The sequence below is a fragment of the Streptomyces sp. NPDC088194 genome (assembly GCF_040702025.1).
GTDB lineage: Bacteria > Actinomycetota > Actinomycetes > Streptomycetales > Streptomycetaceae > Actinacidiphila.
In genome coordinates this window covers 102,767-126,205 of the sequence record NZ_JBFBIV010000008.1, presented here as the reverse complement: position 1 = coordinate 126,205, position 23,439 = coordinate 102,767, and the positions used below count along the sequence as shown (strand labels likewise).

Annotated in this window: 25 protein-coding genes and 1 riboswitch; of the genes, 15 read left to right on the top strand and 10 right to left on the bottom strand. The window is 74.4% G+C overall.

What is annotated here, in order from left to right:
• The first annotated feature begins 14 nt into the window (after positions 1 to 14).
• Positions 15 to 1,016, top strand: coding sequence for an LD-carboxypeptidase (locus tag AB0399_RS06565; RefSeq protein WP_329363495.1), 1,002 nt, complete (start codon positions 15 to 17; stop codon positions 1,014 to 1,016).
• Between the two features lie 133 nt (positions 1,017 to 1,149).
• Here the strand turns inward: AB0399_RS06565 and AB0399_RS06560 are convergent, their stop codons facing one another.
• From AB0399_RS06560 to AB0399_RS06550, 3 genes are all read right to left on the bottom strand, one after another.
• Positions 1,150 to 1,437 (bottom strand): hypothetical protein, encoded by a 288-nt coding sequence (locus AB0399_RS06560; RefSeq protein ID WP_329363493.1) that lies wholly within the window; start codon positions 1,435 to 1,437, stop codon positions 1,150 to 1,152.
• Between the two features lie 173 nt (positions 1,438 to 1,610).
• Positions 1,611 to 2,726 carry a HAMP domain-containing sensor histidine kinase gene (locus AB0399_RS06555; RefSeq protein ID WP_329363491.1) on the bottom strand — a complete coding sequence of 372 codons (1,116 nt, stop codon included), beginning with the start codon at positions 2,724 to 2,726 and terminating at the stop codon, positions 1,611 to 1,613.
• Positions 2,719 to 3,582: a response regulator transcription factor gene (locus tag AB0399_RS06550; RefSeq protein WP_366410453.1), complete on the bottom strand. Its 864-nt coding sequence runs from the start codon at positions 3,580 to 3,582 to the stop codon at positions 2,719 to 2,721. The genes AB0399_RS06555 and AB0399_RS06550 overlap by 8 nt, the downstream gene beginning before the upstream one ends.
• Before the next feature lie 115 nt (positions 3,583 to 3,697).
• Between AB0399_RS06550 and AB0399_RS06545 the strand changes: the two genes are divergently transcribed.
• The 4 genes from AB0399_RS06545 to AB0399_RS06530 all read left to right on the top strand — a co-directional run bounded on the left by AB0399_RS06545 (position 3,698) and on the right by AB0399_RS06530 (position 7,605).
• Positions 3,698 to 4,528, top strand: coding sequence for a glycosyltransferase family 2 protein (locus AB0399_RS06545; RefSeq protein WP_366410452.1), 831 nt, complete (start codon positions 3,698 to 3,700; stop codon positions 4,526 to 4,528).
• Complete coding sequence (locus tag AB0399_RS06540) at positions 4,525 to 5,223, top strand: class I SAM-dependent methyltransferase (RefSeq protein ID WP_366410451.1); 699 nt, start codon at positions 4,525 to 4,527, stop codon at positions 5,221 to 5,223. The genes AB0399_RS06545 and AB0399_RS06540 overlap by 4 nt, the downstream gene beginning before the upstream one ends.
• Before the next feature lie 753 nt (positions 5,224 to 5,976).
• On the top strand, positions 5,977 to 7,215 hold the full coding sequence (locus tag AB0399_RS06535) for a M14 family zinc carboxypeptidase (protein WP_329363483.1): 1,239 nt from the start codon (positions 5,977 to 5,979) through the stop codon (positions 7,213 to 7,215).
• A gap of 126 nt (positions 7,216 to 7,341) precedes the next feature.
• Complete coding sequence (locus AB0399_RS06530; RefSeq protein WP_329363481.1) at positions 7,342 to 7,605, top strand: LapA family protein; 264 nt, start codon at positions 7,342 to 7,344, stop codon at positions 7,603 to 7,605.
• A 134-nt stretch (positions 7,606 to 7,739) separates the two neighbouring features.
• On the opposite strand, the gene AB0399_RS06525 is transcribed toward AB0399_RS06530, so the two are convergent.
• Positions 7,740 to 8,219: a GNAT family N-acetyltransferase gene (locus AB0399_RS06525; protein ID WP_329363479.1), complete on the bottom strand. Its 480-nt coding sequence runs from the start codon at positions 8,217 to 8,219 to the stop codon at positions 7,740 to 7,742.
• A gap of 119 nt (positions 8,220 to 8,338) precedes the next feature.
• On the opposite strand from AB0399_RS06525, the gene AB0399_RS06520 reads away from it, so the two are divergent.
• On the top strand, positions 8,339 to 9,148 hold the full coding sequence (locus AB0399_RS06520) for a Mut7-C RNAse domain-containing protein (protein WP_366410450.1): 810 nt from the start codon (positions 8,339 to 8,341) through the stop codon (positions 9,146 to 9,148).
• A 96-nt stretch (positions 9,149 to 9,244) separates the two neighbouring features.
• Here the strand turns inward: AB0399_RS06520 and AB0399_RS06515 are convergent, their stop codons facing one another.
• Positions 9,245 to 10,249, bottom strand: a complete 1,005-nt coding sequence (locus AB0399_RS06515; RefSeq protein WP_366410449.1) for a hypothetical protein — start codon at positions 10,247 to 10,249, stop codon at positions 9,245 to 9,247.
• Positions 10,250 to 10,690: 441 nt separating this feature from the next.
• Between AB0399_RS06515 and AB0399_RS06510 the strand changes: the two genes are divergently transcribed.
• Genes AB0399_RS06510 through AB0399_RS06500 form a run of 3 tightly spaced genes read left to right on the top strand, consistent with a single transcriptional unit; the run spans position 10,691 to position 12,724 of the window.
• The gene (locus AB0399_RS06510; protein ID WP_366410448.1) at positions 10,691 to 11,392 is read left to right on the top strand and encodes a helix-turn-helix domain-containing protein; all 702 of its coding nucleotides are present in this window, start codon (positions 10,691 to 10,693) and stop codon (positions 11,390 to 11,392) included.
• A complete protein-coding gene (locus AB0399_RS06505) occupies positions 11,389 to 11,976 on the top strand; it encodes a dihydrofolate reductase family protein (protein ID WP_366410447.1) in 588 nt (195 codons plus the stop codon). Before AB0399_RS06510 ends, AB0399_RS06505 begins: the two co-directional genes overlap by 4 nt.
• Positions 11,969 to 12,724, top strand: a complete 756-nt coding sequence (locus tag AB0399_RS06500) for an SRPBCC domain-containing protein (protein ID WP_366410446.1) — start codon at positions 11,969 to 11,971, stop codon at positions 12,722 to 12,724. Before AB0399_RS06505 ends, AB0399_RS06500 begins: the two co-directional genes overlap by 8 nt.
• Before the next feature lie 119 nt (positions 12,725 to 12,843).
• Here AB0399_RS06500 and AB0399_RS06495 read toward each other — a convergent pair whose 3' ends face one another.
• Positions 12,844 to 13,647, bottom strand: coding sequence for a polysaccharide deacetylase family protein (locus AB0399_RS06495; protein WP_329363467.1), 804 nt, complete (start codon positions 13,645 to 13,647; stop codon positions 12,844 to 12,846).
• Between the two features lie 424 nt (positions 13,648 to 14,071).
• Between AB0399_RS06495 and AB0399_RS06490 the strand changes: the two genes are divergently transcribed.
• The 4 genes from AB0399_RS06490 (at position 14,072) to AB0399_RS06475 (ending at position 18,043) form a co-directional block, all read left to right on the top strand.
• The gene (locus AB0399_RS06490) at positions 14,072 to 15,127 is read left to right on the top strand and encodes a thaumatin family protein (protein ID WP_366410445.1); all 1,056 of its coding nucleotides are present in this window, start codon (positions 14,072 to 14,074) and stop codon (positions 15,125 to 15,127) included.
• Positions 15,128 to 15,400: 273 nt separating this feature from the next.
• Entirely contained in the window at positions 15,401 to 16,108 is a 708-nt protein-coding gene (locus AB0399_RS06485; protein ID WP_329363464.1) for an alpha/beta hydrolase, read from the top strand.
• A 465-nt stretch (positions 16,109 to 16,573) separates the two neighbouring features.
• Positions 16,574 to 17,341 carry a L,D-transpeptidase family protein gene (locus tag AB0399_RS06480; protein ID WP_329363463.1) on the top strand — a complete coding sequence of 256 codons (768 nt, stop codon included), beginning with the start codon at positions 16,574 to 16,576 and terminating at the stop codon, positions 17,339 to 17,341.
• A gap of 243 nt (positions 17,342 to 17,584) precedes the next feature.
• A complete protein-coding gene (locus AB0399_RS06475) occupies positions 17,585 to 18,043 on the top strand; it encodes a nuclear transport factor 2 family protein (RefSeq protein WP_366410444.1) in 459 nt (152 codons plus the stop codon).
• A gap of 63 nt (positions 18,044 to 18,106) precedes the next feature.
• On the opposite strand, the gene AB0399_RS06470 is transcribed toward AB0399_RS06475, so the two are convergent.
• The 3 genes from AB0399_RS06470 to AB0399_RS06460 form a co-directional block, all read right to left on the bottom strand.
• Entirely contained in the window at positions 18,107 to 19,195 is a 1,089-nt protein-coding gene (locus tag AB0399_RS06470; RefSeq protein WP_366410443.1) for a phosphatidylinositol-specific phospholipase C domain-containing protein, read from the bottom strand.
• A gap of 217 nt (positions 19,196 to 19,412) precedes the next feature.
• Positions 19,413 to 19,730 carry an AzlD domain-containing protein gene (locus tag AB0399_RS06465; RefSeq protein WP_328471074.1) on the bottom strand — a complete coding sequence of 106 codons (318 nt, stop codon included), beginning with the start codon at positions 19,728 to 19,730 and terminating at the stop codon, positions 19,413 to 19,415.
• The gene (locus AB0399_RS06460) at positions 19,727 to 20,512 is read right to left on the bottom strand and encodes an AzlC family ABC transporter permease (RefSeq protein WP_366410474.1); all 786 of its coding nucleotides are present in this window, start codon (positions 20,510 to 20,512) and stop codon (positions 19,727 to 19,729) included. Before AB0399_RS06460 ends, AB0399_RS06465 begins: the two co-directional genes overlap by 4 nt.
• 86 nt (positions 20,513 to 20,598) lie before the next feature.
• Between AB0399_RS06460 and AB0399_RS06455 the strand changes: the two genes are divergently transcribed.
• Positions 20,599 to 21,171, top strand: a complete 573-nt coding sequence (locus tag AB0399_RS06455) for an XRE family transcriptional regulator (protein ID WP_328471076.1) — start codon at positions 20,599 to 20,601, stop codon at positions 21,169 to 21,171.
• A 175-nt stretch (positions 21,172 to 21,346) separates the two neighbouring features.
• A complete protein-coding gene (locus AB0399_RS06450; protein ID WP_328471078.1) occupies positions 21,347 to 22,120 on the top strand; it encodes a crotonase/enoyl-CoA hydratase family protein in 774 nt (257 codons plus the stop codon).
• A 33-nt stretch (positions 22,121 to 22,153) separates the two neighbouring features.
• Here the strand turns inward: AB0399_RS06450 and AB0399_RS06445 are convergent, their stop codons facing one another.
• On the bottom strand, positions 22,154 to 23,323 hold the full coding sequence (locus AB0399_RS06445; protein WP_366410442.1) for a phosphoribosylaminoimidazolecarboxamide formyltransferase: 1,170 nt from the start codon (positions 23,321 to 23,323) through the stop codon (positions 22,154 to 22,156).
• Between the two features lie 29 nt (positions 23,324 to 23,352).
• Positions 23,353 to 23,438, bottom strand: a riboswitch (ZMP/ZTP riboswitch).
• Position 23,439: the final 1 nt, after the last annotated feature.

The window sequence follows — 23,439 nt, the reverse complement described above, 5'->3', positions numbered from 1 at the left end:
CAGGAGCCGACCTCATGACCGAACGGCTGCGACGGGTCGCCGATGTCGTCGGCGTCCCCGTGCCCGCGCTGATCCGGTCGCGCCGGCTCAGCCCGGGCGACCGGATCTCCGTGGTGGCCCCCAGCGGACCGGTACCGGCCGACCGGCTCGCGGCAGGTGTCGAGGTGCTGCGCGGCTGGGGCCTGGAGCCGGAAGTGGCCCCGCACGTCCTGGACATTCACCGCTCCGGCTACCTCGCCGGCAGCGACCAGGCCAGGGCGGACGACTTCCAGGACGCCTGGTGCGACCCCACCACCACCGCGGTGCTCTGCGCCCGCGGCGGCTACGGCGTGCAGCGGATGGTCGACCTGCTGGACTGGGACGAGATGCGGGCCGCGCCCCCGAAGGCGCTCATCGGCTACAGCGACATCACCGCCCTGCACGAGGCCGTCGCCACCCGGCTCGGCCTGGCCACCGTGCACGGCCCGATGGCCGCGGCCGCCACCTTCCTCGACGACGCCCCGACCCGCGACGGATTGCGGCGCACCCTGTTCGAGCCGGAGACGGTGCAGGTGCTGGCCCCGGCCGGTGCCCGCACCCTCGTCCCCGGCCGGGCCGAGGGAGTCACCCTCGGCGGCTGCCTGTCCCTGCTCGCCGCCGACCTCGGCACGCCGTACGCGCGCCCGTCGGCGGCCGGCGGCATCCTCCTGCTGGAGGACGTCGGCGAGGAGCCGTACCGCCTCGACCGCTACCTCACCCAACTGCTGCGGGCGGGCTGGTTCGACGGGGTCGGTGCGGTCGTGCTCGGTTCCTGGGCGGACTGCGGGCCCTACGACGCGGTGCGCGACCTGTTGGTGGACCTGCTCGGGCCGCTCGGGGTGCCGGTGGTCGAGGAGTTCGGCTTCGGGCACTGCGCGTCCACGCTGACGATGCCGTTGGGTGTCCCGGCGGTCCTCGACGCGCCTCCGCCCGGCGCGCCCGGCGACCCGGCGGCGGCCCGGCCCGTGCTCACCATGGAGGTGCCCGCGCTGGCGTGATGAGGGTGCGCGGGTGTTCCGGGCCGGGCGGGTGTTCCGGGCCGGGTGGCCGGCCCGCGTGCCGCGTACCCCCCGTCGGTAACGGGCGCGCGGGGTCGGCCGCACGGCCGACGTTGCCAAGGGCCGTTCGGGATCAGCGAGCCGGGTCGGTACGAGGCCGGCCGCCGGCGGGGTCAGGCACGAAGACGCTCAACCGGTAGGTGGTCGGCTGGGCCAGCCGGCCACAGAGCGTGTCGATCCGGGCCATGGCGGGGTCGATCGGCTCGTCCCCGGCGAGCAGTTCGGGCAGCCGGGCGCGCCACTCCCGCTCGTCCTGAGTCTCGAAGACCACGTCCCAGCGGCCCGTGCCGGCGGCCGTGCGAGCGGCGGCCCGACGGCTCGCGTCGAGCCGCTGACGTCTCCGCTTCCGCTGACCGGGCACCGCACCAGGATCACGGGCCGGCCGCGCTCACGGCAAGGCCGTCGCCCAGGGCGCGGCCCGCGCGGCAGCGGTCATGGGCGGTAACGGTCACGGCCGGCGGTGGTCACGGGCGGCGGCGCTGGTCGGGCCGCGGCGTAGGACCGGGGGGCGGTCGTCGGCCGGGCGGCCTCGGGTCATCCCGCTGCCGGGAGCAGGACCTCGAAGCGACAGCCGCCCGGCACGTTGTGCACCGAGGCGCGACCGTGGTGGGCCTCCACGATGCCGCGCACGATGGCCAGTCCGAGGCCGGCGCCGGCCGGAGGGGTGCGCGCGCCGGTGCCGCGCCAGCCGGTGTCGAAGACCCGCGGCAGGTCGTCCGCCGGGATGCCGCCGCAGCCGTCGGTGACGGACAGCACCACCGAGTGCGAGGCCGAGTCGTGCCGGGCAGAGACCGCCACGGTGCCGTCTGCGGGGGTGCGGTGGATCGCGTTGGCCAGGAGGTTCGCCAGCACCCTGGTCATCTCCCGGCCGTCCACCTCGATCGGCACCTGCTCCACCCGGTCGCCGACCAGCCGTACGCCGTGCTCGGCGGCGAGCGGGTTGGCGCCGGCGATCGCGTCGCCCACCAGGTCGTACACCGACATACGGGCGGGCGTCAGCGCGAGCACCCCGGCCTGGATGCGGGAGAGTTCGAAGAGATCGCCGACCATGCCGCTGAGCCGGTCCACCTCGGCGCGGATCTGCCGGTGGTAGCGCGCGGGGTCCTCCGCTATCCCGTCCTCCAGGGCCTCGGTCATCGCCCGCAGCCCGGCCAGCGGGGTGCGCAGGTCGTGCGAGATCCACGCGACCAGCTCGCGCCGGGACGCCTCCAGGGCGCGCTCCCGCTCCCGGGAAGCCGCCAGCTTGGCGCTGGTGGCGGCCAGCTCGCGCCCCAGATCGGCCAGTTCGGCCGTGGGTGCCTGGGCGGGGGCGGCGAAGGGGCCGCCGTCGCCGAAGGCGCGGGCCGCCTCGGTCAGCGCGCGGCTGCCCGCCACCACCCGCCGCCCCAGGATCAGGGCGACCGCGAGCGAGACCACCGCCGCTATGGCGCACACCGTGGTCACCACTCCGAGGTCGTGCTCGGACAGGAACATCGCCCACGCCACCGACAGGGTGCCCGCGAGCATCGCGGCGACGGTCACCGCGGCGACCACGGCGAGCGACAGCGCGACCGAGCGGTTCCGCAGCAGCCGCAGCGCCAGCGCGCCCAGCAGCCCGGCCGCCGCGGCGCCCATCGCCGCATAGGCGGCGATCAGCAGGACGTCACGCATCGCGCACCTCACTCGGGGGGCTCGCGGTCCCGTCCGGCGCCGGCCCCGCGTCCCCCTCCCTTGCCAGGTGCGCACCCGCGCCCTCGTCCGTACCCGCGGCCGGGCCCGTGCCGTCGGCGGCAGAGCCGACGTCGGCCGGGTCGAAGCGGTAGCCCACCCCCCACACCGTGCTGATCAGCCGGGGCCGGGCCGGGTCGTCCTCGACCTTCTCGCGCAGCCGCCGGACATGCACGGTGACCGTGGACAGGTCGCCGAACTCCCAGCCCCACACCCGACGCATCAGCTCCTCGCGGCCCAGCACGCGGCCGGGGTGCCGCAGGAAGAAGGCGAGCAGGTCGAACTCGCGTATGGTCAGCGCCAGTTCCTCGCCCTGCCGCAGCGCGCGCCGGGCCGCGGGGTCCAGCGCGAGCGACCCGGCCCGCAGCCAGGGGCCGGCCGCGGGCGGGCTGCCCGCCCGCCGCAGCACCGACTCCACGCGCAGCACCAGCTCGCGGGGGCTGAACGGCTTCGTCACGTAGTCGTCCGCGCCGACCTCCAGGCCGAGGATGCGGTCGTCCTCGTCGCCACGCGCGGTGAGCATCACCACCGGCAGCGGCCCCGGCTCGCGCAGCCGCCGGCACACCTCCAGACCGTCCATGCCCGGCAGCATCAGATCGAGCACCACCAGATCCGGCCGGATCGCCGCCGCCCGCGCCACCGCCGACGGACCGTCCGCGACCCGCTCGACCGCGAACCCGGCCCGGTCCAGATAGCTCGCGACGACCTCCGCGACGGTCGGGTCGTCGTCCACGACCAGGACCCGCCGCCGCGCGTCACGCGGCGGCGTCGGCGATACGGACACGGGTGCGCTGCTCATGTTCCCGAGTCTGGCACCCACCACTGACAGTGACCACGGCCGGGCGCCCGCAGGGCCCCGCCGTCCGCGTTTCGTAAGGACCGCGCATCCGGTATGTCCGTTCGGCGTCCCTAGGGTGAAGCGGGTGACCAAGCCAGCGCCCGCCGCCGACATCGTCCTGCCGTGCCTCGATGAGGCCGCCGCCCTGCCCTGGGTCCTGGGCCGTATCCCGCCCGGCTGGCGGGCGATCGTGGTCGACAACGGCTCCACCGACGGCTCCGCGCGGATCGCCGGGGAGCTGGGGGCCCTCGTCGTACGCGAGCCGGTGCGCGGGTTCGGCTCCGCCTGCGACGCCGGGCTGCGCGCGGCCACCGCCGAACTCGTCTGCTTCTGCGACTGCGACGGTTCCCTCGACCCGGCGCTGCTGCCGGAACTGGCCGCGCCGGTGCTGGCCGGGAGCGCGGACCTGGTGCTCGGGCGCCGCCGGCCCACCTCGCCGCGCGCCTGGCCGCCGCACGCGCGATTGGCCAACCTCCAGCTCGCGCGGCTGGTCCGGCGCCGCACCGGGCTGCGTCTGCACGACCTCGGCCCGATGCGTGTGGCCCGCCGCGCCGCGCTGCTCGACCTGGAACTCACCGACCGCCGCAGCGGCTACCCGCTCCAGATGGTCGTACGGGCGGCCGACGCGGGATGGCGGATCACCGAGGCCGACGTGCCCTACACCCCGCGCTCGGGCCGCTCCAAGGTCACCGGTACCTGGCGCGGCACCTGGCACGCGGTCCGGGACATGTCCGCCGTGCTCCAGGAGCCCGCCGCGCCGGCCCTGACCACCTTGCCGACCGGCCCCGTCGCCTCCGTCGTGCCGGCGACGCGCCCGGCAGCCGCCTGCCCGCCGCCCGCCGCACCGGCCGCATCCACCGCATCCACCGCAGCCTCGGCCGGCTCCCGCACGGGAGAACCGCGATGAGCCGCACCGCCGCGCCGCCGGCGCCCGCGCCCACGTGGGGCGGAGACCCGTACGCCCGGGCGCTGGCCCAGGGGCGCGGTCCGCTGTTCCTGCGCCGGGCGGACGGCTGGCTGCTGCCGTTGGAGGTCGAACGCTGGTGCGCGCCGCCGGATGAGGCCGACCGCACGCTGCTGGCACGCTGCCGCGGCCCGGTGCTCGACATCGGCTGCGGCCCGGGGCGCCTGGTCGCGGGGGCGGCCCGCCGCGGTATGCCGGTGCTGGGGCTGGACGTGAACCCGGTGGCCGTCGAACGCACCAGGGGCACCGGGGGAGCGGTGCTGCGCCGTTCCGTCTTCGACCGGCTGCCGGCGGAGGGCCGTTGGGACACCGCGCTGCTCGCCGACGGCAACATCGGCATCGGTGGCGACCCGGTGGCCCTCCTCCGCCGGGTGCGCGGTGTCCTCGCCCCGGGCGGCCGGCTGCTCGCCGAGGCCGCGCCGCACGAGGTCGACGAGCGGCTGACCGTACGCGTCGAGGACGGTCGCGGCCGGCAGGGCGTCGACTTCCCGTGGGCCCGGCTCGGCCCCGGCGCCCTGCGCGCGGTCGCCCGAGCCGCCGGCTGGCAGGTCGCGGAGGAGTGGTCCGCGTCCGGGCGCCGCTTCGCCGCTCTCCTCAACTCGCCGCTCCCCGCCGCCAGATCGGCCGAATCGGCCTGAAGCCACGGCGCCCGGGTGGCCCCGCGTCCGCCCGGGGCCACCAGCGGCCGTCCGGTACGGTTCCGACCCGTTCCGGTACGGTTCCGATCCGCTTCGGTCCGGTCCCGGTCCTTCCGGTACGGGTCCGGTCCGCCCGGCGGCGTCCCGGTCCGGCCGCGGGTTTCGGGGGCGAACCGGGCCAGGCCCGCCACCGCCTGATGCGTTCCCTCCCGTTCCGGTTCCCGGTCTGCTGCGTATCGTGCCTGCGGCGGTCGCCGTCGTCGGACCGGCGTATCTGCCGTAGCTCGTCCGGTCACCGTCGGGAAGGCCCGGGGGCCCGGCCGACCGTGTCAGGGGGGCGGGCGCGGGTGTCCGCGGTGGCCGGAAAGAGGCTCTGGTGGGTGCTTCCGGTGCGGTCGCCGGCGCCGGGCCGCGCGGGCGAGGGGCCCGGTGGTGAGCCGGCGGGACATCGTGACGCACTGCTGCTGAGCTGCGCCTTGTCCGCGGCCGAGGCGCGTGGCGCGGTCGCGGTCGGGTTCCCGCGCCGGCGTCCCGCATCCGCCGGCGCGCCCGCCGCCGCGCCGGGGCGCGCGCCCGACCGCGGCCCGCCGGCACGGCGCCGTGCCGCCTGCGCTGGCGGCGCCCGCGGCACAGCTCGGGAACGGTGTCGGTAGCACCGTTGACACCTTTGCGCGGGGCGTGACCTACTGACGGAACCGAACTCGAAGTCGTCATGCGGGGTGCGGGCTCGGGGGTCCGCGGCAGGGGGTTGCGGTGACGGGAGAGCAATATCCGACGACAGCCGACGTCACTCATGGTGCTCGTCGACTCACTTTGAGATACCGCGGGCTGTGCCGGCTGGGGGAGGTCGGCAGATCGCGAGCAGGCCGTCCGCTGCTGATGCTGACGGTGGGTCAAGGGCCGCGCAACGTCCTGGTGGTGGCCGGACCGCACGCCAACGAGGCCGCGGTGGGCGGCGCCACCGTCCTGCGGCTGGCCGAGCGGATCGCCGAGACATGCAGGTCCGGCGCGGGCGACGGCAGCACCTGGCACTTCCTGCTGTGCATCGACCCCGACGGCGCGGCGCTCAACGAGCCCTGGTTACCCGGGCCTTACACGCTGCGCCGGCACTACGAGCACTTCTTCCGGCCGTGCGCCGCCGAGCAACCCGAGTGGCTGCCGCACGACGGCACCGTCCGCTCCGCGGCACTGCCCGAGACCCGCACCCTGGTCGGACTCCTCGACCGGCTGCGACCGGTGCTGCAGTGCTCGCTGCACGGCATCGACGTCGGCGGCAGCTTCGTACAGCTCACCCGGGACGTGCCCGGCGTGGCCGAGCGGATCGGCAAGTCCGCGGCCGAACTCGACATCCCGCTGGAGAGCGGTTCCTCCGACGCCTTCCAGTGGCCGAGCCCCGGCCCGGGGGTCTACGTCATGCCGCCCACGTCCGACCCCGCCGCCGGCGACGGCGCCCACTCCACCTGGGCGCACGCCGAGCGGTACGACGGGGTGACCGCCATCGTCGAGGTGCCGATGTGGGCCTGCGACCGCGCCGCCGACACCACCCCGCATCCTGACGCCGACCGCGCCCTGCGTACCGCCGGGGCCGCGCTGCGCCGCGATCTGCCCACCGTGGCGAGGATGCTGGCGCGGATCGACCCCCGAACGATCGGCGCCGACGGCCCGATGCTCCGCACCGTACGCGAACTCGTCGGCATCGGGCCCCAGTTGAGCGCCGAATGGGACCCGGCGGTCCGTCCCGCGAGCGCGGGCCCGCTGCCGGAGATGACCACCGCGCGCGTCACCAGCATCCAGGTCTACGCACAGCGCATTCCGCTGCGCGCCGCCGCGATGCTGCGCCGGATCGCCGCGCTGCCCGCCGTGACCCGCCTGGTCGACTCCTGGTGCGAGGCGTACGAGGCCGCCTACCGGCCGCGCTGGGTGCCGGTCGACGACCAGGTGGAGCAGCAGGCCCGCAGCGTGATGGCGGTGTACGAGGAACTGCGTTCATGACGTCGAGCGGGTGGCCTGACGGCGGGGCCGCGATCACCCGTTCGGCTCGCCCCGCGGCCCCCGCGGCCGTCACTGCGGCGACCATGGGGACCGGGGGCGACCGTGGAGCGGAAGCAGGTGGGCGCGATGAGTACCGACAAGGCCGCCAAGGCCGGCGGCGGCCGCGTGCGGGAGATGCTGACGCCGCGCCGGATCGCCGCTCTGGTGCTGTGCGCGCTGGCTCTCGTGTTCATCTTCGAGAACACCCAGCGGGTGAAGATCCGGCTGATCGTGCCCGAGGTGAAGATGCCGCTGTGGCTGGCGCTGCTGATCACGTTCGTGGTGGGCGGCGTGTGCACGCTGCTGTGGCGGTGGAGCGGCCGGCGGCGCGCGCGGCGCGCCACGAGGTGAGCGGGTGCCGCGCGGCATGAGCCGAGCACTCGGTACGAGGTGAGCGGACCGCGCGCCGGAGGACGCCCTGGCAACGGCAACGGCAACGCAACGGGAAGGGCGCCGGCGCATGGCCCCAGCGACGGCCCCGGGCGTCAGGCGGTGAGCGGCTTTCCCAGGTGCACGCTCAGCGCCTCGTACCGGTAGTAGCCGAACTTGGCCACCGGCAGGTACCCGCACGACTCGTACAGCGCGATCGCCTCGGGCTGCTTCTGCCCGGTCTCCAGCACCATCCGGGTGCGGCCGGCCGCCGCGGCCGTGGCCTCCAGCTCGGCCAGCAGCGCCCGGGCGTAGCCGCGGCCGCGGGCCTCCCGCACCACGAACATCCGCTTGATCTCCGCGTCGCCGTCCTCGAAGCCCTCCGGCGAGGCGTCCTGCGCCCGCCAGCCGCCGCTGGCCACCGGCTTCCCGTCGGCGTCGTACCCCAGCAGGTAGAGGCCCTGCGGCGGGTCGAAGTGGTCCGCGGCCATGTGGGTCAGGTCCCCGTCGCCGTACCGCTCCGCGTATTCCAACTGCACCAGGTCGTTCAGCCGTATCGCGTCCGGGTGGTCGAAGCGCGTCTTCCTGATCTCCATCCGGCCATCGTAAGCGGACCCACCGACAGCCCCGAAAGCGTCCCCTGCTGGTTACCGGCGCCCGGCGGTGGGGCGGAAAGCCGTGGCAGGCGGGAGCGCGGCGGTGGGATGCTGAGGGGGTGAGGCGAAACACCGAGGGCCTGCCGCGGATCAGCGTGCGCATCGCCCCTGAACTGCACGTGTTCGTGGCGGCCGAGCGACGCGGGGCGGTCGCGGAGGTGGCGACGGACGGGGCGTCCTCGCTCGGGCACGTGGTGGAGTCCCTCGGCATCCCGCTCACCGAGGTGGGCCGGTTGCGGGTGGACGGCCGGGAGGTGTCCGTCGGGCACGTGCCCGGGGCGGGCGAGGAGGTCGCCGTCGAGGCGGTGCGGCGGCCGCAGCAGATCCCCGACCCGCCGCCGAGGTTCCTCCTCGATGTCCATCTGGGCACGCTGGCACGGCGGTTGCGGCTGCTCGGCGTCGACACCGCGTACGAGAACGAGGACATCGGCGACCCCGCGCTCGCCCGCCGGTCCGCGCAGGAGCGGCGCGTGATGCTCTCCCGGGACCGGGGACTGCTGCGCCGCCGGGAGATCTTCGCCGGCGGGTACGTCTACAGCGACCGCCCGGAGGAGCAACTGCGCGACGTGCTCGGCCGGTTCGCGCCGCCCCTGGCGCCCTGGACCCGGTGCGTGGCCTGCAACGGCACCCTCGCTGCCGCGGACAAGGACACCGTCCGCGACCGGCTGCGCGACGGCACCCAGAAGTCCTACGACGTCTTCGCCCGCTGCACCGCCTGCGAACGCGTCTACTGGAAAGGGGCGCACCACGCCCACCTGGAGGCGGTCGTGGAGTGGGCGATGCGGGAGTACGGCCCGGCGCCGACCGTCCCCGGCGAGGCTTCGGGCGTCCCGGGCGAGGCTTCGGGCGTCCCGGGCCCGGCGGCCTGAGCGCGGCGCGACGGGTCCACGAACCCGCGCGGGGGCGGCCAACGGGTCCAGCGGACCGCCGACGACGGCGTGCGCGCCCAATGGGCCGGCGGCCGGTCAGGCGCCGACGCGGGCGCGCCAGGCGAGGAAGGGCGCGACGGGTGAGCGCTCGTCGAGATACCGCCAGGGCATCTCGGTGGGCAGCTTGCGCACCATCCGGAACATGGCCCGGGCCGCTTCGTTCTCACCTGCCAGCGCGAACGCCAGCGCGAAGGTGTTGACGCCGACCGCCCAGTCCCGGCGCCGGACGAACGCCGGATGGTGCACCGAGCGCGCGCCCGCCTCGTGCAGGGCGCGCACCGCCTCCGGGGCCCGCAGCAGGGTGGAGTCCGGATCGCCGCCGGCCTCCTGCCAGTCCTCCAGGTGGGCCTGCGCGACGAGTTGACCCAGTCCGCTGCCGTCGGGCGCGGCGAGCACGGCCTGCCGCGCGAAGGCGTGCATCCGGTCCCGCGAGCCACCCCACTTCACGCTCAACTGCCGCAACTGCTGCCGGTGCGCGGCCACATGGCCCGGCGCCCGGTGGCACGTCGCCTCGAACCGGCGCTCCGCCTCCTCCTGCCCGACCCGCAGACCACGGCCGCTCACCTGGAGGAAGTACCAGGGCGCCGCCCACGACGGTTCGCGCTCGGCCACCTCGGACAGCTGCGTCTCGGCGACCAGCAGCCGCTCCCGGGACACCTCCCGCTGCTCCTCCGACACGGAAGAGGGTTCGTACCCGCTGTGCGCCTGCCAGGCCGACGCGACGTAGCGGGCGCCGGAGACCAGCAGCGCCAGCGTGTCGTCGGGGTCGGCGGCGACCACCTCGGCGATCCACCGCTCGACATGGGCGACGTCCTGGACCCCTTCGACCAGGAAGGTCAGATCCTCGTGGCCCTCGGCCGCCGCCAGATGGCCGCGGATGTCGGGCCACCGCTCGGCGCCACCCTGGAGCGCCGCCGCCCGCATGGCGACGAGCCGCGCGTCGCCGTACGAGCGGTCGATGCCGGGACTGCTGTTCCGTCGCCGCAGCAGGAACGTCGCCCCCTCGGGTCGGCGCGCCCGCAGCAGCCTCCACCACGCCATGCGCGGCCACCTCCGTCCGTACTGTCGCCGCGCCCGGCCGGCCGCCCCGGCGAAGCTTTCCGACGACTGGATATCACGCCGCCGACCGGCCAACCCCCGCGCCCCGCTTCCCCCGGCCCACGTGTACGCCCTCGCCCCCGCCCGGCCCCCGCCTCCGGCCGACCCCCGGCCCACGTGTACGCCCTCGCCTCCGCCCGGCCCCCCGCCTCCGGCCGACCCCCGGCCCGCGCGTCCGCCCTCGCCTCCGCCCGGCCCGGCCCGGCTCTGCCCGGCCCGCGCGTCCAGCCGATCCCCGCGCCGCGCCTCCCCCCCGGCCCGCGCGTCCGACCGATCCCCGCGCCGCGTCCACGCGATGCCCGCGCGTACACCCGCCTCGGCCCCCGACTCACCGACAACAAAAACGCGCTGGACAAAAAAAGTTTTCGGTGAGACGGTGGGGACATGTTGGACGTGACGGTGATCGAGGACGCGGCGGCGGCCGCCGCCTCGCTGGACCCCATACGGGCCCGGCTGCTGGCCGAGCTGGGGCAGGGGCCGGCCTCGGCGGCGATGCTGGCCGCGCGGGTGGACCTGCCGCGGCAGAAGGTGAACTACCACCTGAAGGCGCTGGAGCGGCACGGACTGGTGGAGCTGGCGGGGGAGCGCAGGAAGGGCAACGTCACCGAGCGGATGATGCGGGCGACGGCGGCCTCGTACGTGATCTCGCCGAGCGCGCTGGCCGCGGTGCAGCCGGACCCGGCCCGGGCCCGGGACGAGCTGTCGGCGCGGTGGCTGCTGGCGGTGGCCGCGCGGCTGGTGCGGGACGTGGGCGCGCTGATCACCGGCGCGAGCCGGGCCCGGCAGCGGGTGGCCACCTACGCGCTCGACGCGGAGGTGCGCTTCGCCTCGGCGGCCGAACGTGCCGCGTTCGTGGAGGAGTTGACCCGCGGGGTCAGCGCCCTGGTGGCCAAGTACCACGACCCGGACGCGGAGGGCGGCCGCCCGCACCGCGTCGTGGTCGCGCTCCATCCGACCGTCAAGCCCGAGACGCTGGCCGAACTGGCCCGCCCGGCAAACGAGTCGGTGGCCGAGATCCCGTCAGCCGCCCCGGCCGAAGGCTCCGAGCGCCGCGAGCGCCCCGAGTCCCCTGAGGAGTCGCGATGAGAAAGCTGATCGTCACCGAGTTCCTGACCGCCGACGGCGTGATGGAGGCCCCCGACCAGTGGCACGGGCCGTACTTCGACGACGACATGGCCCGTACCGTCGCCGCGCAGATGGCCCGCTCCGACGCGCTGTTGCTCGGCCGGAGGACGTACGAGGGCTTCGCCGCGGCCTGGCCCGCGATGCCCGACGCACCCGGCGCGGAGCACATGAACGGCGTCGCGAAGTACGTCGTGTCCCGCACCCTCGACACGGTGGAGTGGAACAACTCGACCCTGCTCGGCGGCGGTGACCAGGAGGAACTGGCCGCTGAGATCGCCGGGTTGAAGCGGCGTGACGGCGCCGCGATCAGCGTGATGGGCAGCGCCACGCTCGTGCGGTGGCTGCTGGCCCGCGGCCTGGTGGACGAACTCGACCTGCTGGTCGACCCCGTGGTCATCGGCCGCGGCAGACGGCTGTTCCAGGAGGGACTGCCGGTGATCCCGCTGACGGTGGCGGAGTCACGGATGTTCGGATCGGGTGTGCACCACGTGGTCTACACGGTCGGCACGCCCCTGCAGAAGGGTGAGAGTGGCAAAGATGTCTGAACGGTTCGAGATCGTCAAGGAGTTGGAGATCGCGGCGAGCCCGCAGGAGGTGTGGGACGCGATCACCACCGGCACCGCAGGCTGGCTGTGGCCGATGGAGTACGAACCGAAGGAAGGCGGCGCCGCCCCCTTCGGCGGCACCGTCACCGTGTGGGAGCCGCCGCACCGCCTCACCGCGCGCACCGAGGACGCGGCCGGGATCTCCCAGCAGACCTTCAACCAGCTCGAGCACGTGATCGAGCCGCTGGAGGGCGGCGGCTGCCGGCTGCGGTACGTGCACAGCGGCATCTTCGTCGACGACTGGGCGAACCAGTACGACGGCGCGGACAAGCACAACGACTTCTACCTGCACACCCTGCGCGAGTACGTCACGCACTTCACCGGCCGCCAGGCGGTCTTCGCGACCGCCGACGGCCCGGCCGCGGCCGGTGCGCCCGACGCGCTCGACACCGCGGCCCGCGCGCTGGGCCTGGCGCCCGGGACGGCCGTCGGGGAGACCGTGACGGTGACGTTGCCCGGCGCGTCCGCTCCGGCCGCCGTGGTCCTGGACTACCGCAACCCGTACTTCATCGGGCTGCGCACCCAGGACGCGATGTACCGGGTCTTCGGCCGCAACCGCTTCGGTGCGACGGTCGGCCTGTCCATCCACGACTTCGCCCCGGGCGCGGAGCGCGGCGCCGGCTCCGAGGCCGCCTCCGCCGCGCTCACCCGCGATGCCGAGAGCTGGCTCGCCGCGGTATTCGGCTGACGGCGGGTGGCGGCCGGCCGCGGGTCGGCCGCTCTGACGTCGATCGCTCCGACGTCGATCTCCCGGACGTCGATCGCCCGTTGGGGGCCGTGCGGCGGCCGGGTCACAGGATCACCGGGTCACTTGTAGACCTTGCCCGCCTGCGGCGTCCCCGGCGCGAGGAGCTGCTTGACGGTGACGAAGGTGTAACCGCGGGCCTGGAGCGTGGAGATGATCGGGGCGATGGACGCCACGGTGCCGTTGTAGCCCTTGTTCGTCTTGTCGACCAGGTCGTGCAGCAGGATTATCCCGTCCGGCTTGGCCGACTTGAGTATCCGGGAAGCTATCAGCTTGGAGTCGGTGGTCTTGTAGTCCGCTCCGTTGGAGTTCCAGACCACCTCCGACATGCCGAGTTCCTTGGCGATCTTGGTGACCTTGCTGCTGGTCCGGCCCTGCGGGGGGCGCAGCAGGGTCGGCGTCACCCCGGCGACCTTGTGCACCGCGTCCCGGCCCTCGGTGATCTCCTTGCGGACCTCGGACGAGCTGATCTTGGTGAGGATCTGGTGGCTCCAGGTCAGGGTCTCCACCTCGTGGCCCTGCGCGACCATGTCCCTGACCATCTGCGGGTGCTTCATCACGTGGTTCTTGCCGAGCGTGAAGAAGGTCGCGTGCACGTGGTACTTGCTGAGGATGCCCAGTATCTGGGGCGTGCGCACGCTCGGCCCGGCGTCGAAGGTGATCGCGATGCACTTGACCTTGCGGCAGTCCACCGTGCCCTTCGCGTCGGTCGCGAACGCCGCGGGGCCGCTCTTCGCCATGTGCTTGCGGGCGGCGGCCGGGGACGTGCTGTCGTAGCCGTTGCACCCGGTGAGGGTGAAGGCCATGGTGGCGGCGGCCAGCAGCGTGGTCAGCGCGCGGGCTCGGCGCGCCGTGGTCGTGCGCATGTCGGAGTTCCCCCTCATGGTGATGGAGGACCTGCTCGGGCGGGTCCGGCAGGCACTATACACATGGGGTATACATGCGGCGGGTATCGGCCCTGCGACCCTCTCGGGCGCCGTGCCGTGCACAGCGTTCGCCCAGGATTCTCCCAGCCGTGCTCGGCCGGCCATCCGGCGGCCCCGTCGATGAGCGCAGGTCCCGCGCCTGCCGGGGCCTCGCGGGCCTTCCCCCGCCCGCGTTCCGATGCCTTTCGTCCCGCGTTCCGGTTCCGCCGACCCGCGACCGCCGACCGCCGACCGCCGTCCGCCGTCCGTGCCTTTCTCCCTCCTCCCGCACCCCCCTGCGCGCCGCGGTTTCCGTTATCCGCCGTCCGCGCCCGCCGTCTCCTGAGTGAACCGGCCGCGGCAAGCGTGAAGCGGGAGGAAGCCGATGGGGAGCAGGGGCAGAGGCGGGCGCAGGCGCAGGCGCAGCCGTCAGCGCGGCGCCGCGTGGTCGGCGGCGGTGATCGCCGTCGTCGGCGTCTGCGTCGCGGTGTACGTCGTGGCGGGCGGCGGCGGGCGGCAGTCCTCGGCGGCGGACGGGCGTACGGCCGCCGCGCCGCGCCCGTCCGCCTCCTCGACCCTCTCGACGCCGACCGGAGCCGTGCCGACGACGGCGCCGCCCACCGCGTCGCCGTCGAAGCCGGCATCGTCCGCGCGGCCGACGCCCGCCGAACCGTCGCGCGGCGCCCGGCCGAAGTCCTCGCCGTCGGTCGGCTCGGGCGCCCCTTCCGCTCTCGCCCCCACCGCGGGCACCCGCGTCTTCACCTTCGTCAACCACGTCCGGCAGACCGTGTGGGTCGGCGCGGGCCAGCAGACCGCTCAGCCCGCGCTCACCACCACCGGCTGGGTGCTGCCGCCCGGCCGTAGCCTCTCCGTCCGCGTGCCCGACCACTGGAACGGCCGATTCTGGGGCCGCACCGGCTGCTCCTTCGACGCGGCCGGCCGCGGCCACTGCGAGACCGGCGACTGCGACGGCCGCCTCCGGTGCCCCGGCTACGGCGCGATCCCCGCCTCGCTGGCGGAGTTCAACCTCAACGCGTGGGACGGTCTGGACTTCTACGACGTGAGCCTGGTCGACGGCTCCAACCTGCCGATGTTCATCAACCTCGTCGGCGGCTCCACGAAGGACCCGATCAGCGCCTCCGGGTGCTCCGCCGCGGGCTGCACCCACCCGGTCGACTGCCCGGCCGCGCTCCGGGTGAAGGCGGCCGGCCGGGTCGTCGGCTGCGAGTCGCCCTGCGCTGTCTTCGGCACCGACCAGTACTGCTGCCGCGGGGCGTGGGCGCCGCGCGACAAGTGCCGGCCCGACCAGTGGCCGGTGGACTACGCGGCGCTGTTCAAGAAGGCCGAGCCGTTCGCGTACTCCTACGTGGACGACGACGCGACGAGCACGTTCACCAGCAAGGGGGAAGCGGGGTACCGGATCACGTTCGGGGTGAGCTGACCGGCGCCCGGGGCAAGCGAGTTGGGCCGTTCGGGGTGGAACGCACCATATCGTACCCGCCCAACCGGCGGCCGCGGAAGGTCCGTTCGGCGCGGCACACCGCGAAGGCCGGTGCTTGCTCCGGCCCGTTGGCTGATCCACAGTGGGGAGCCGCGGGTCGGACACCGGTTCGAAGCGCGGCGGCGCCCGATCGGCCGGCGGCCGGGCGGTGGTCGGCTCAGGGGCGTTCGCGGTCGACCGGCCGCGCGCGGTGGGAGCACGGGAGAGGAATCGATGGCGACGTACGTACTCGTCCCCGGTGCGGACGGCACCGCTTGGTACTGGCACCTGGTGGCGCCGCTGCTGCGCGAGCGCGGCCACGCGGTGGTCACCCTCGACCTGCCGTCCCACGACACCGCGAGTCTCGACGACTTCGCCGAGGCGATCACCGCGGCCGTGCACGCCGCCGTGCCCGACGGCTCGGCCGGGCCGGAGGCGCCGCTGGTGGTCGTGGGGCAGTCGCTCGGCGGCTTCTCCGCGCCGCTGGTCTGCGGGCCGCTGCCGGTGGACCGGCTGGTGCTGGTCAACGCGATGGTGCCGGCGCCCGGCGAGAGCGCGGGGGAGTGGTGGGGCAACGTCGGCCAGGCCGAGGCGCGCGAGCAGTACGCCGAGGTGCTCGGCCGGACCGGCACCGACGCCGAGTTCGACCCGCGCACCGACTTCTTCCACGACGTGCCGGACGCGCTGACCGAGGAGGCGTTCGCCGGGGAGCCGGCCGGGCCGCCGCCCGGGGTGTTCGCGCAGCCCTGGCCACTGGCCGCGTGGCCGGACGTGCCGACCCGTTTCCTGCAAGGGCGCGGAGACCGCTTCTTCCCCCTGGAGTTCCAGCGCCGGCTGGCCCGCGAACGTCTCGGCATCGACGTCGAGGAACTGCCCGGCGGCCATCTGGTCGCGCTCAGCCGCCCGCGTGAACTGGCGGATGCGCTGCTGCGTTCGGCCTGACCGCCCGCGGGTGGGGCGGTCAGGCGGCTGCCGGGTGTGTGCGTGCGTGCGTGCGGCGCCCTCGCCTTCCGCGTACCCGTCGGCGCGAGCCGGTCGAGCGGACCGCGGACCGGACCGGTGGCGCGGCCCGCCAACTCGACTCGGCAACGTGGACCGGCCGGTGTCGCGGACCCGCGGCGCCTCCGGTGAATTGACCCGATGATCCGACCCGGGAACGTCACCTGGCCGCGCGAGCCGCCGATGTGACCCGGAGTAAGGTCGCGCGAAGTCCGCACATCTGTGCGCCACGAAGGTGACTTGTAGGGCGAAACGGACGTTGGCGGGGGTTGGATGATGTACTCCCACTCCGGGTTTGCGAGGATCGTGCCGATGACTGCCGCTCCTCCTGACGCGCTTGCCCAGCGTCCCAGCCAAGACGACCGTGGCCCCCGTCGGCACCGGCGGCCGCGCCGTACCGCGAAGCGGGTGGCGATCGCCGTGTCGGTCACGGCCGTCGGCCTTGCTCTGCTCGGCGCCGGCTACGTGGCGACCGATCACTACGGCACCGAGTCCGCCGACAACCGGGACACCGCCGTCGGCCACCCCGCCGCCGGCGCGCCCGCGCACGCCAAGTCGAGCGCCTCGCCGTCGTCCGACCCGATGCCGTCCACCATCCCCGGGCTCGGGCCCAAGACCCGCGCGCAGATCCCGGCGAGCAGCCGCCAGGTGCTGGTGGCGTCCGGCCGGGCCAAGGACTCGTCCAGCTCCCTGGTCACCCTGTGGTCCCGGCTGTCCGACGGCCACTGGCACCCCGGCGCGACCTGGGCGGCGCACAACGCCAAGGACGGCTGGACCACCGACCACCACGCCGGCGACCTGCACAGCCCGATCGGCGTGTTCACCCTGCACGACGCGGGCGGCTTCGACGCCGACCCGGGCACCAAGCTCCCCTACGACCACTCGTCGAGCTTCCACGCCGGCGGCGTCGGCTTCGACGGTGAGACGCTGGACGAGGCGTTCGACTACGTCATCGCGATCGACTACAACCGCGTCCCCGGTACCTCCCCGCTCGACGGCACCCAGCCGCTCGGTTCGAGCAAGGGCGGCGGCATCTGGGTGCACGTCGACCACGGCGGCCCCACCCACGGCTGCGTCAGCGTCGCCGCGCCCCACATGGTGACCCTGCTGCGCACCCTGCTGCCCGCCGACCACCCGGTGATCGTGATGGGCGACGGCCAGTCGCTCGCCCGCTGAGGCCCGCGCGCCCGCCGGGACCCGGCGCGAGGGTCCCACGGCCGCGCCCCCGTTGCCCCGGCCCCGCCCGTTGCCCCGGCCCCGTTCCGGCCGTTACTCCTGCGGGAGTACGCAGGCCGGTGCCCGGTGGTTCCGCTGGGAGTAGCGCGGTTGCCTACCGCCGGCCGATGTCACGAACCCCCGCCCGCGGGAGTCTTCATGGTGAGACCCCGCGGGGGCGGCACACGTGCAACGGAGGCCAGAATGCCAGAGACGTCAGGGATGCCGGCGGCACCGCAGGTACGGGAGCCGGAGTGGAAGTCGGAGTCGAAGTCGCAGGCGGAGGCGGAGGCGGAACGCCGCGGCGGGCTCGCCGACTTCGGCCACCGCTGGGCCGAGGCTGAGCGGCTGGGCGACGTGGCCGCCCTCGACGCCCTGCTCACCGACGACTTCACCGCGGTCGGCCCGCGCGGCTTCGTGCTGGGCAAGGCGCAGTGGCTCGACCGCTACGCGTCGGGCGCCCTGGTGCACGACGACTTCACCTGGGACGAGGTGACGCTGCGTCAGTACGGGCGTACCGCCGTCGCGGTGGGCGTCCAGGGCCAGCAGAGCGTCTTCGACGGGCGCGACGCGGACGGCCGGTTCCGTATCACCCAGACCATCGTGGAGGTGGACGGCCGCTGGCAACTCGCGGCCGTCCACCTCAGCCCGACCGGCGCGTGAGCCGTGCGTGGGCCGGGCGGTTCCCAACGCGCTTCGTCCGTGCGCCGGTTGGAGTCCTGACGGTCAGCCGCGCGGCAGCACCGTCGACTGGACGTCGGTGAGGCCGGTCCAGTCGTTGGACGCGATCGACGCGTGGGCCTTGGCCAGTTGGGCGACCCGGGCCTGCGCGTCCGCGGACGTCGGGTTGGTGTCGTCCAGGGTGGGCGGCACGTTCTGCGCGTCGGTCATGATGAGCAGGTAGTGGTGGGTGTCGTACCAGCTCGTGTCGATGCTGCCGTTCAGATACGTCGCGGCGTCACCGTCGAAGACCACGAACCAGGGGCGGATCGAGGCGTCGGAGTAGCGCGAACGCGGGTCGCCGGCCTGGGCGTTGTGCACCGCGGGGAAGACGTTGGCCTGCGACAGCTTGCCCTGGCTCTGCAGCCCCTGGAGGTAGTCGGCGTACTCCTGGTCGGTCCACAGCGTGTCCGTCGGGTTGGACTCCTCGACGGTGCCGGGGATCACCTCCAGCAGCACCTTGCCGGCGAGTTGCTGACGGGTCGGCCAGTTGCCCGCGCCGGCCGCCTCGTCGAGTGACGCGTACTGGCCGCCACCCGGCTTGGCCAGCAGGTCCGACGGCTTGAAGACCAGGTTGCCCAGGTGCGCGCTGATCGACTGGTCCAGCTTGGCCGGGCCCATCCCGAACGTGCTCTGGAAACCGGCCTTCATCTCCAGCTTGATGATCAGCGGCCCGTGTCCCGGGTGGGCGCCCAGCCACACCCGCACGTCGTCCAGGCAGCTCTCCAGGTCCTTGTTGGCGCCCCCGGTGTACAGGTCCGCGGGGGAGGACGCGTCCACGCAGTTGTTGCTGTTGCCCAGCGGGTTGGAGTGGCTGACCTTCCACTCCTGGGTGACGAAGTCGTCCCAGACGTCCAGCTCGATCATCGACGTCCCGGTGTCCAGGGACTGCGCGAGGTACGTGAACGCGCCCGGGTCGTAGGTGTTGTGCAGCCCGGAGCCGGTGCTGCCGGAGAACGGCAGCGAGTCCGTGTCGGCGGCGGACGCGGCGCCGCCTCCGGCACCGGCGACGGTGAAGGCGAGGCACAGCGTCAGAACGCCCAGTAGCGCGGCGCGAATGCGTAGGGAAGCTCGGCGGATCAACCGACCGGTCACGTGTCCTCCTGTGGGGGTGTCGCTCCGTCCAGACGGTGCCCGTCGGCCATGAATCGACGGAGACATGACAGGTAACACGATCTGTCGTCCCTCTGTCACCTCCCCTACCGGCCATACGCTTTGGCCCCGCCCAACCCGCACACCCCGGCCGCGTTCGGCTCGCGCCGCGCTCAGCTCGTACCGCGGTCGTCTCGTGCCGTGTTCGGCTCGGCTGTGCTCAACTCGCGCCGAGCAGGCGCAGGACCGCGGCCGTGACCGCCGCGGCCAGGACCACCACCGCGAACGGGGCGCGGCGCCAGGCGAAGAGCCCGCCGACGGCCACTCCGGCGGTGCGCGCCGTACCGGAGAAACCGTGGCCCTCGGTCAGCGCGGACGTGGCCACGAGCGCGGCCAGCAGGACGACCACGGCGGTGGCCATGAACTGCTCGACCCGGGCCGAGAGGGTGATCCGGGAGCGCAGCACCGGTCCGGCGAAGCGGAACGCGAAGGTGCCCGCGCCCAGGACCGCCGTGGCGATCAGGAGCCCGGTGTTCATCGGCTCGCCTTCTGCTCGTTCGGCTGGTCCTCGTTCGGCTGCCTCTCGGCCGGCTTCTCCTCGGCCGCTTTCTCCTCGGTCGCCGCCGCGGGAGCGGGCTTCGCGTCGTACGGCAGCCCGGCCGCGACGCCGGCGAGCGCGAGCAGTACCGGCAGCCCGGCGGGCAGGAAGGGTGTCGTGACGAGCGCGACCGCCACCCCGGCCAGGGCCGCCCGCCGGTTGCCGGCCCGGTCGAGGGAGGGGAGCAGCAGGGCGAGCAGCACCGCGGGGAACGCCGCGTCGAGCCCGAAGGCGTCGGTGTCGCCGACCGCCCGGCCGCCGAACGCGCCGGCCACCACCCCGAGGTTCCAGGCCGTGAACAGCCCGGCCCCGCACAGCCAGTACGCCGTACGGCGCCGGGCCGGCGTGCGCTGGGCGAGCGTGAACGCCACCGTCTCGTCGACCATCACATGGCTGCCCGCGATCCGGCGCAGCCATCCGGTGCCGGTGAGCACGTCCCCGACCGCGAAACCGAACGGCACGTGCCGCACGTTGACCAGCAGGCCCGCCGCGAGCGCGGCCACCGGATTGCCGCCGGCCCCCACGATCCCGATGAAGAGGAACTGCGCGGCGCCCGCGAACACCACCACCGACATCAGCATCGGCAGCCACAGCGGTAGGCCGAGCCCGACCGCGATCGCGCCGAAGGACACTCCGACGAGCGCGTCGGCCACGCAGACCAGGGCGATGTCGCGGAGCAGGTCCGCCAGGTCCTTCTCGGGGGTTCGCCAAATCGAACGGATCACCGTATAGAATGAACATAGTAGATTGCCGTTCGTCAAGCCGAACGACATGACTTTTCCATCGAACGAATCTGGAGTCATCCGGTATGCCGACGGAGGACAGACCACGCGGCGGCCCCCCGATCGCCGCCATCGCCGCCTCGCTGCAACAGGAGCGGCGGCGCGCAGGGCTCTCCCTCGCCGAGGCCGCGCGCCGTGCGGGCATCGCCAAGTCCACCCTCTCCCAGCTCGAATCCGCCACCGGCAACCCGAGCGTGGAAACGCTGTGGGCGCTCAGCGTGGCTCTCGACGTGCCCTTCGCCCAGCTGGTCGACCCGCCGCGCCCCCGGGTCGAGGTGATCCGCGCCGGCGAGGGCCCCACCTTCACCGCCGAGCACTCCTCGTACGTCGCCACGCTCCTGGCGTCCTGCCCGCCGCACGCCCGCCGGGACATCTACGTCGTCTCCGCGCAGCCCGGCAGCGACCGCGAGTCCGAGCCGCACATGCCCGGACTGATCGAGCACGTGGTGCTCAGCACCGGCCGCGCCATGGTCGGCATCACCGACGACCCGGTCGAGCTGTACCCCGGCGACTACATCAGCTATCCCGGAGACGTGCCACACGTCTTCCGCGCGCTCGAACCCGGCACGGTCGCCGTGCTGCTGTCCGAGCACAACTGAGCCGAGCACAACTGAGCCGAGCACAACTGAGCCGAACACAACTGTCCGCGCGCAACTGTCCGTTACGGCTGGGCGGGACGGCCGAGCGCGCGCAGCCGAACGAGCCCGCACTCGTAGACGAGGAGTCCGCGCCGTGCCCTTGCCGCCCGTACCACCCGTAGGGCCCGTGCCACCCGTGCCGCCAGGGCCGGCCGTTCGCACCGAGCGCTCCGGTCCGGTCACCACCGTGGTGCTGTCCCGGCCGCACGCGCGCAACGCCGTCGATCGGGACACCGCGCAGGCGCTCGCGGACGCGTTCCGTGCGTTCGACGCCGACCCGGACGCCGCCGTCGCGGTGCTGTGGGGCGAGGGCGGCACGTTCTGCGCGGGCGCCGACCTCAAGGCGGTCGGCACCGAGCGCGGCAACCGGCTCGCGCCCGACGGCGACGGCCCGATGGGCCCTACCCGGATGCGGCTGGGCAAGCCGGTGATCGCCGCCGTCGCAGGCCACGCGGTCGCGGGCGGGCTGGAGTTGGCCCTGTGGTGCGACCTGCGGGTGGTCGAACGGGACGCCGTGTTCGGGGTGTTCTGCCGCCGCTGGGGAGTGCCGCTGATCGACGGCGGGACCGTACGGCTGCCCCGGTTGATCGGCGCCGGGCGGGCGATGGACCTGGTCCTCACCGGGCGTCCCGTCGACGCGGCCGAGGCACACGCCATCGGCCTGGCCGACCGGCTGGTCGAGACCGGCACCGCCCGCGCCGCGGCCGAGCAACTGGCCGCGCAGATAGCCGCGTTCCCGCAGACCTGCCTGCGCGAGGACCGGCTGTCCCTGCTGGAGCAGGAGGGCCGGCCCGAACCCGAGGCGCTGGCCGCCGAGTTCGCCCACGGCCAGGTCTCGCTCACCGAGATGGCCGCGGGCGCCGCCCGGTTCACCGCGGGCGAGGGACGGCACGGCGCCTTCGGCCCGTGACCCGGTCGCCGACTCCGCTCCCGCCCGGGCTGATCAGTGCCGGAAGAGCCGTAGTCCGGTCCGCACCAGGGTCATTCCCTGCCGCTCGCACGCCTCGACGACCTTGTCCGAGCGGATCGACCCGCCGGGTTCGGCGATCCACCGCACCCCGTAGCGTGCCGCGTGCTCCACGTTGTCCGCGAAGGGCAGCGCGCCGTCCGAGGCGAACGCCACCCCCGTCAGCCGTTCCCGCCACGCCTGCCGCTCACCGCCGTCCGGCAGCAGCACCGCGCTCGGCGGCGGCCCGGCCAGCACCCCGCGCAGCGCCTCGGCCTCGTACGGCGTCAAGTCGCCCTCGGCGCACCGCACCTGCCAGTTCACCCGGTCCTGTCGGCGTACCTCGGGCCTGAACTCCATGGCGCGTACGGCGGGGTGGCGGCGCATCCACCAGGTGTGCGTCTTGCGGCCCGCCAGGCGGGTGCAGTCCAGCCGGGACTGCTGGCCCGCGCCGATGCCGAGCGTCACCCCGTCCCGCACGTAGCAGACCGAGTTGGACTGGGTGTGGCGGACCACGGCCAGGCCGAGCAGCAGGTCGTCGGCGGCTGCTCGCGGCAGCTCGCCGCACACCACGTCGGTCAGCAGGCCGGCGCAGATCGGCACGTCGTCGCGTGCCTGGCTCAGCCGCAGCCCGTACTCCTCGCGGCTGTCGGCGGCCGGCGGCACGTACCCGGGGTCGGCCTCCAACACCAGGAAGCGGCCGCGCCGTTTGCGGCTCAGCGTGGCGAGCACGCCGGGCGCGTAACCGGGTGCCACGATCCCGTCGCAGACCAACCCGCCCAGCAGCTCGGCGAGTTCCCCGTCCACCGGGTGCGACACGGCGGCCAGGTCACCGTAGGACGACCGCGGATCGGCGTCCCGGGCCCGCAGATACGCACCGGCCAGCGGACCGGGCGCGGTCGCCCCGAGGCCGTAGCGTGCGGCGGTGTCCGCGTCCACCGGGCCGGCCACTGCCGCGCCCGCGGGCGACACGTGCTTGAACGACGCCGCCGCGGGCCGCCCGAGCGCGCCCGCCGCCTCCCGTACGAGCTGCCAACCGGCCAGCGCGTCCAGCAGGTTGATGTACGACGGTTCGCCGTTGAGCACCCGCAGCGGGCCCGGCCCCGGCGCCACGGATACGGCATGTGCCGGTTGCTGCTGGGGGTTGAGTCCGTACCGCAGTTCCATCCGGGTCCTCCTCGGTCGCGTGCGCTGATCCGAGGCGCCCAGGCGGTCGACGCGTCCGAAGGTGTGCGTGCCGCTTCCCGGTGGTGGCCCACCCTCGCCAGTCGCGGCGCCGCCGA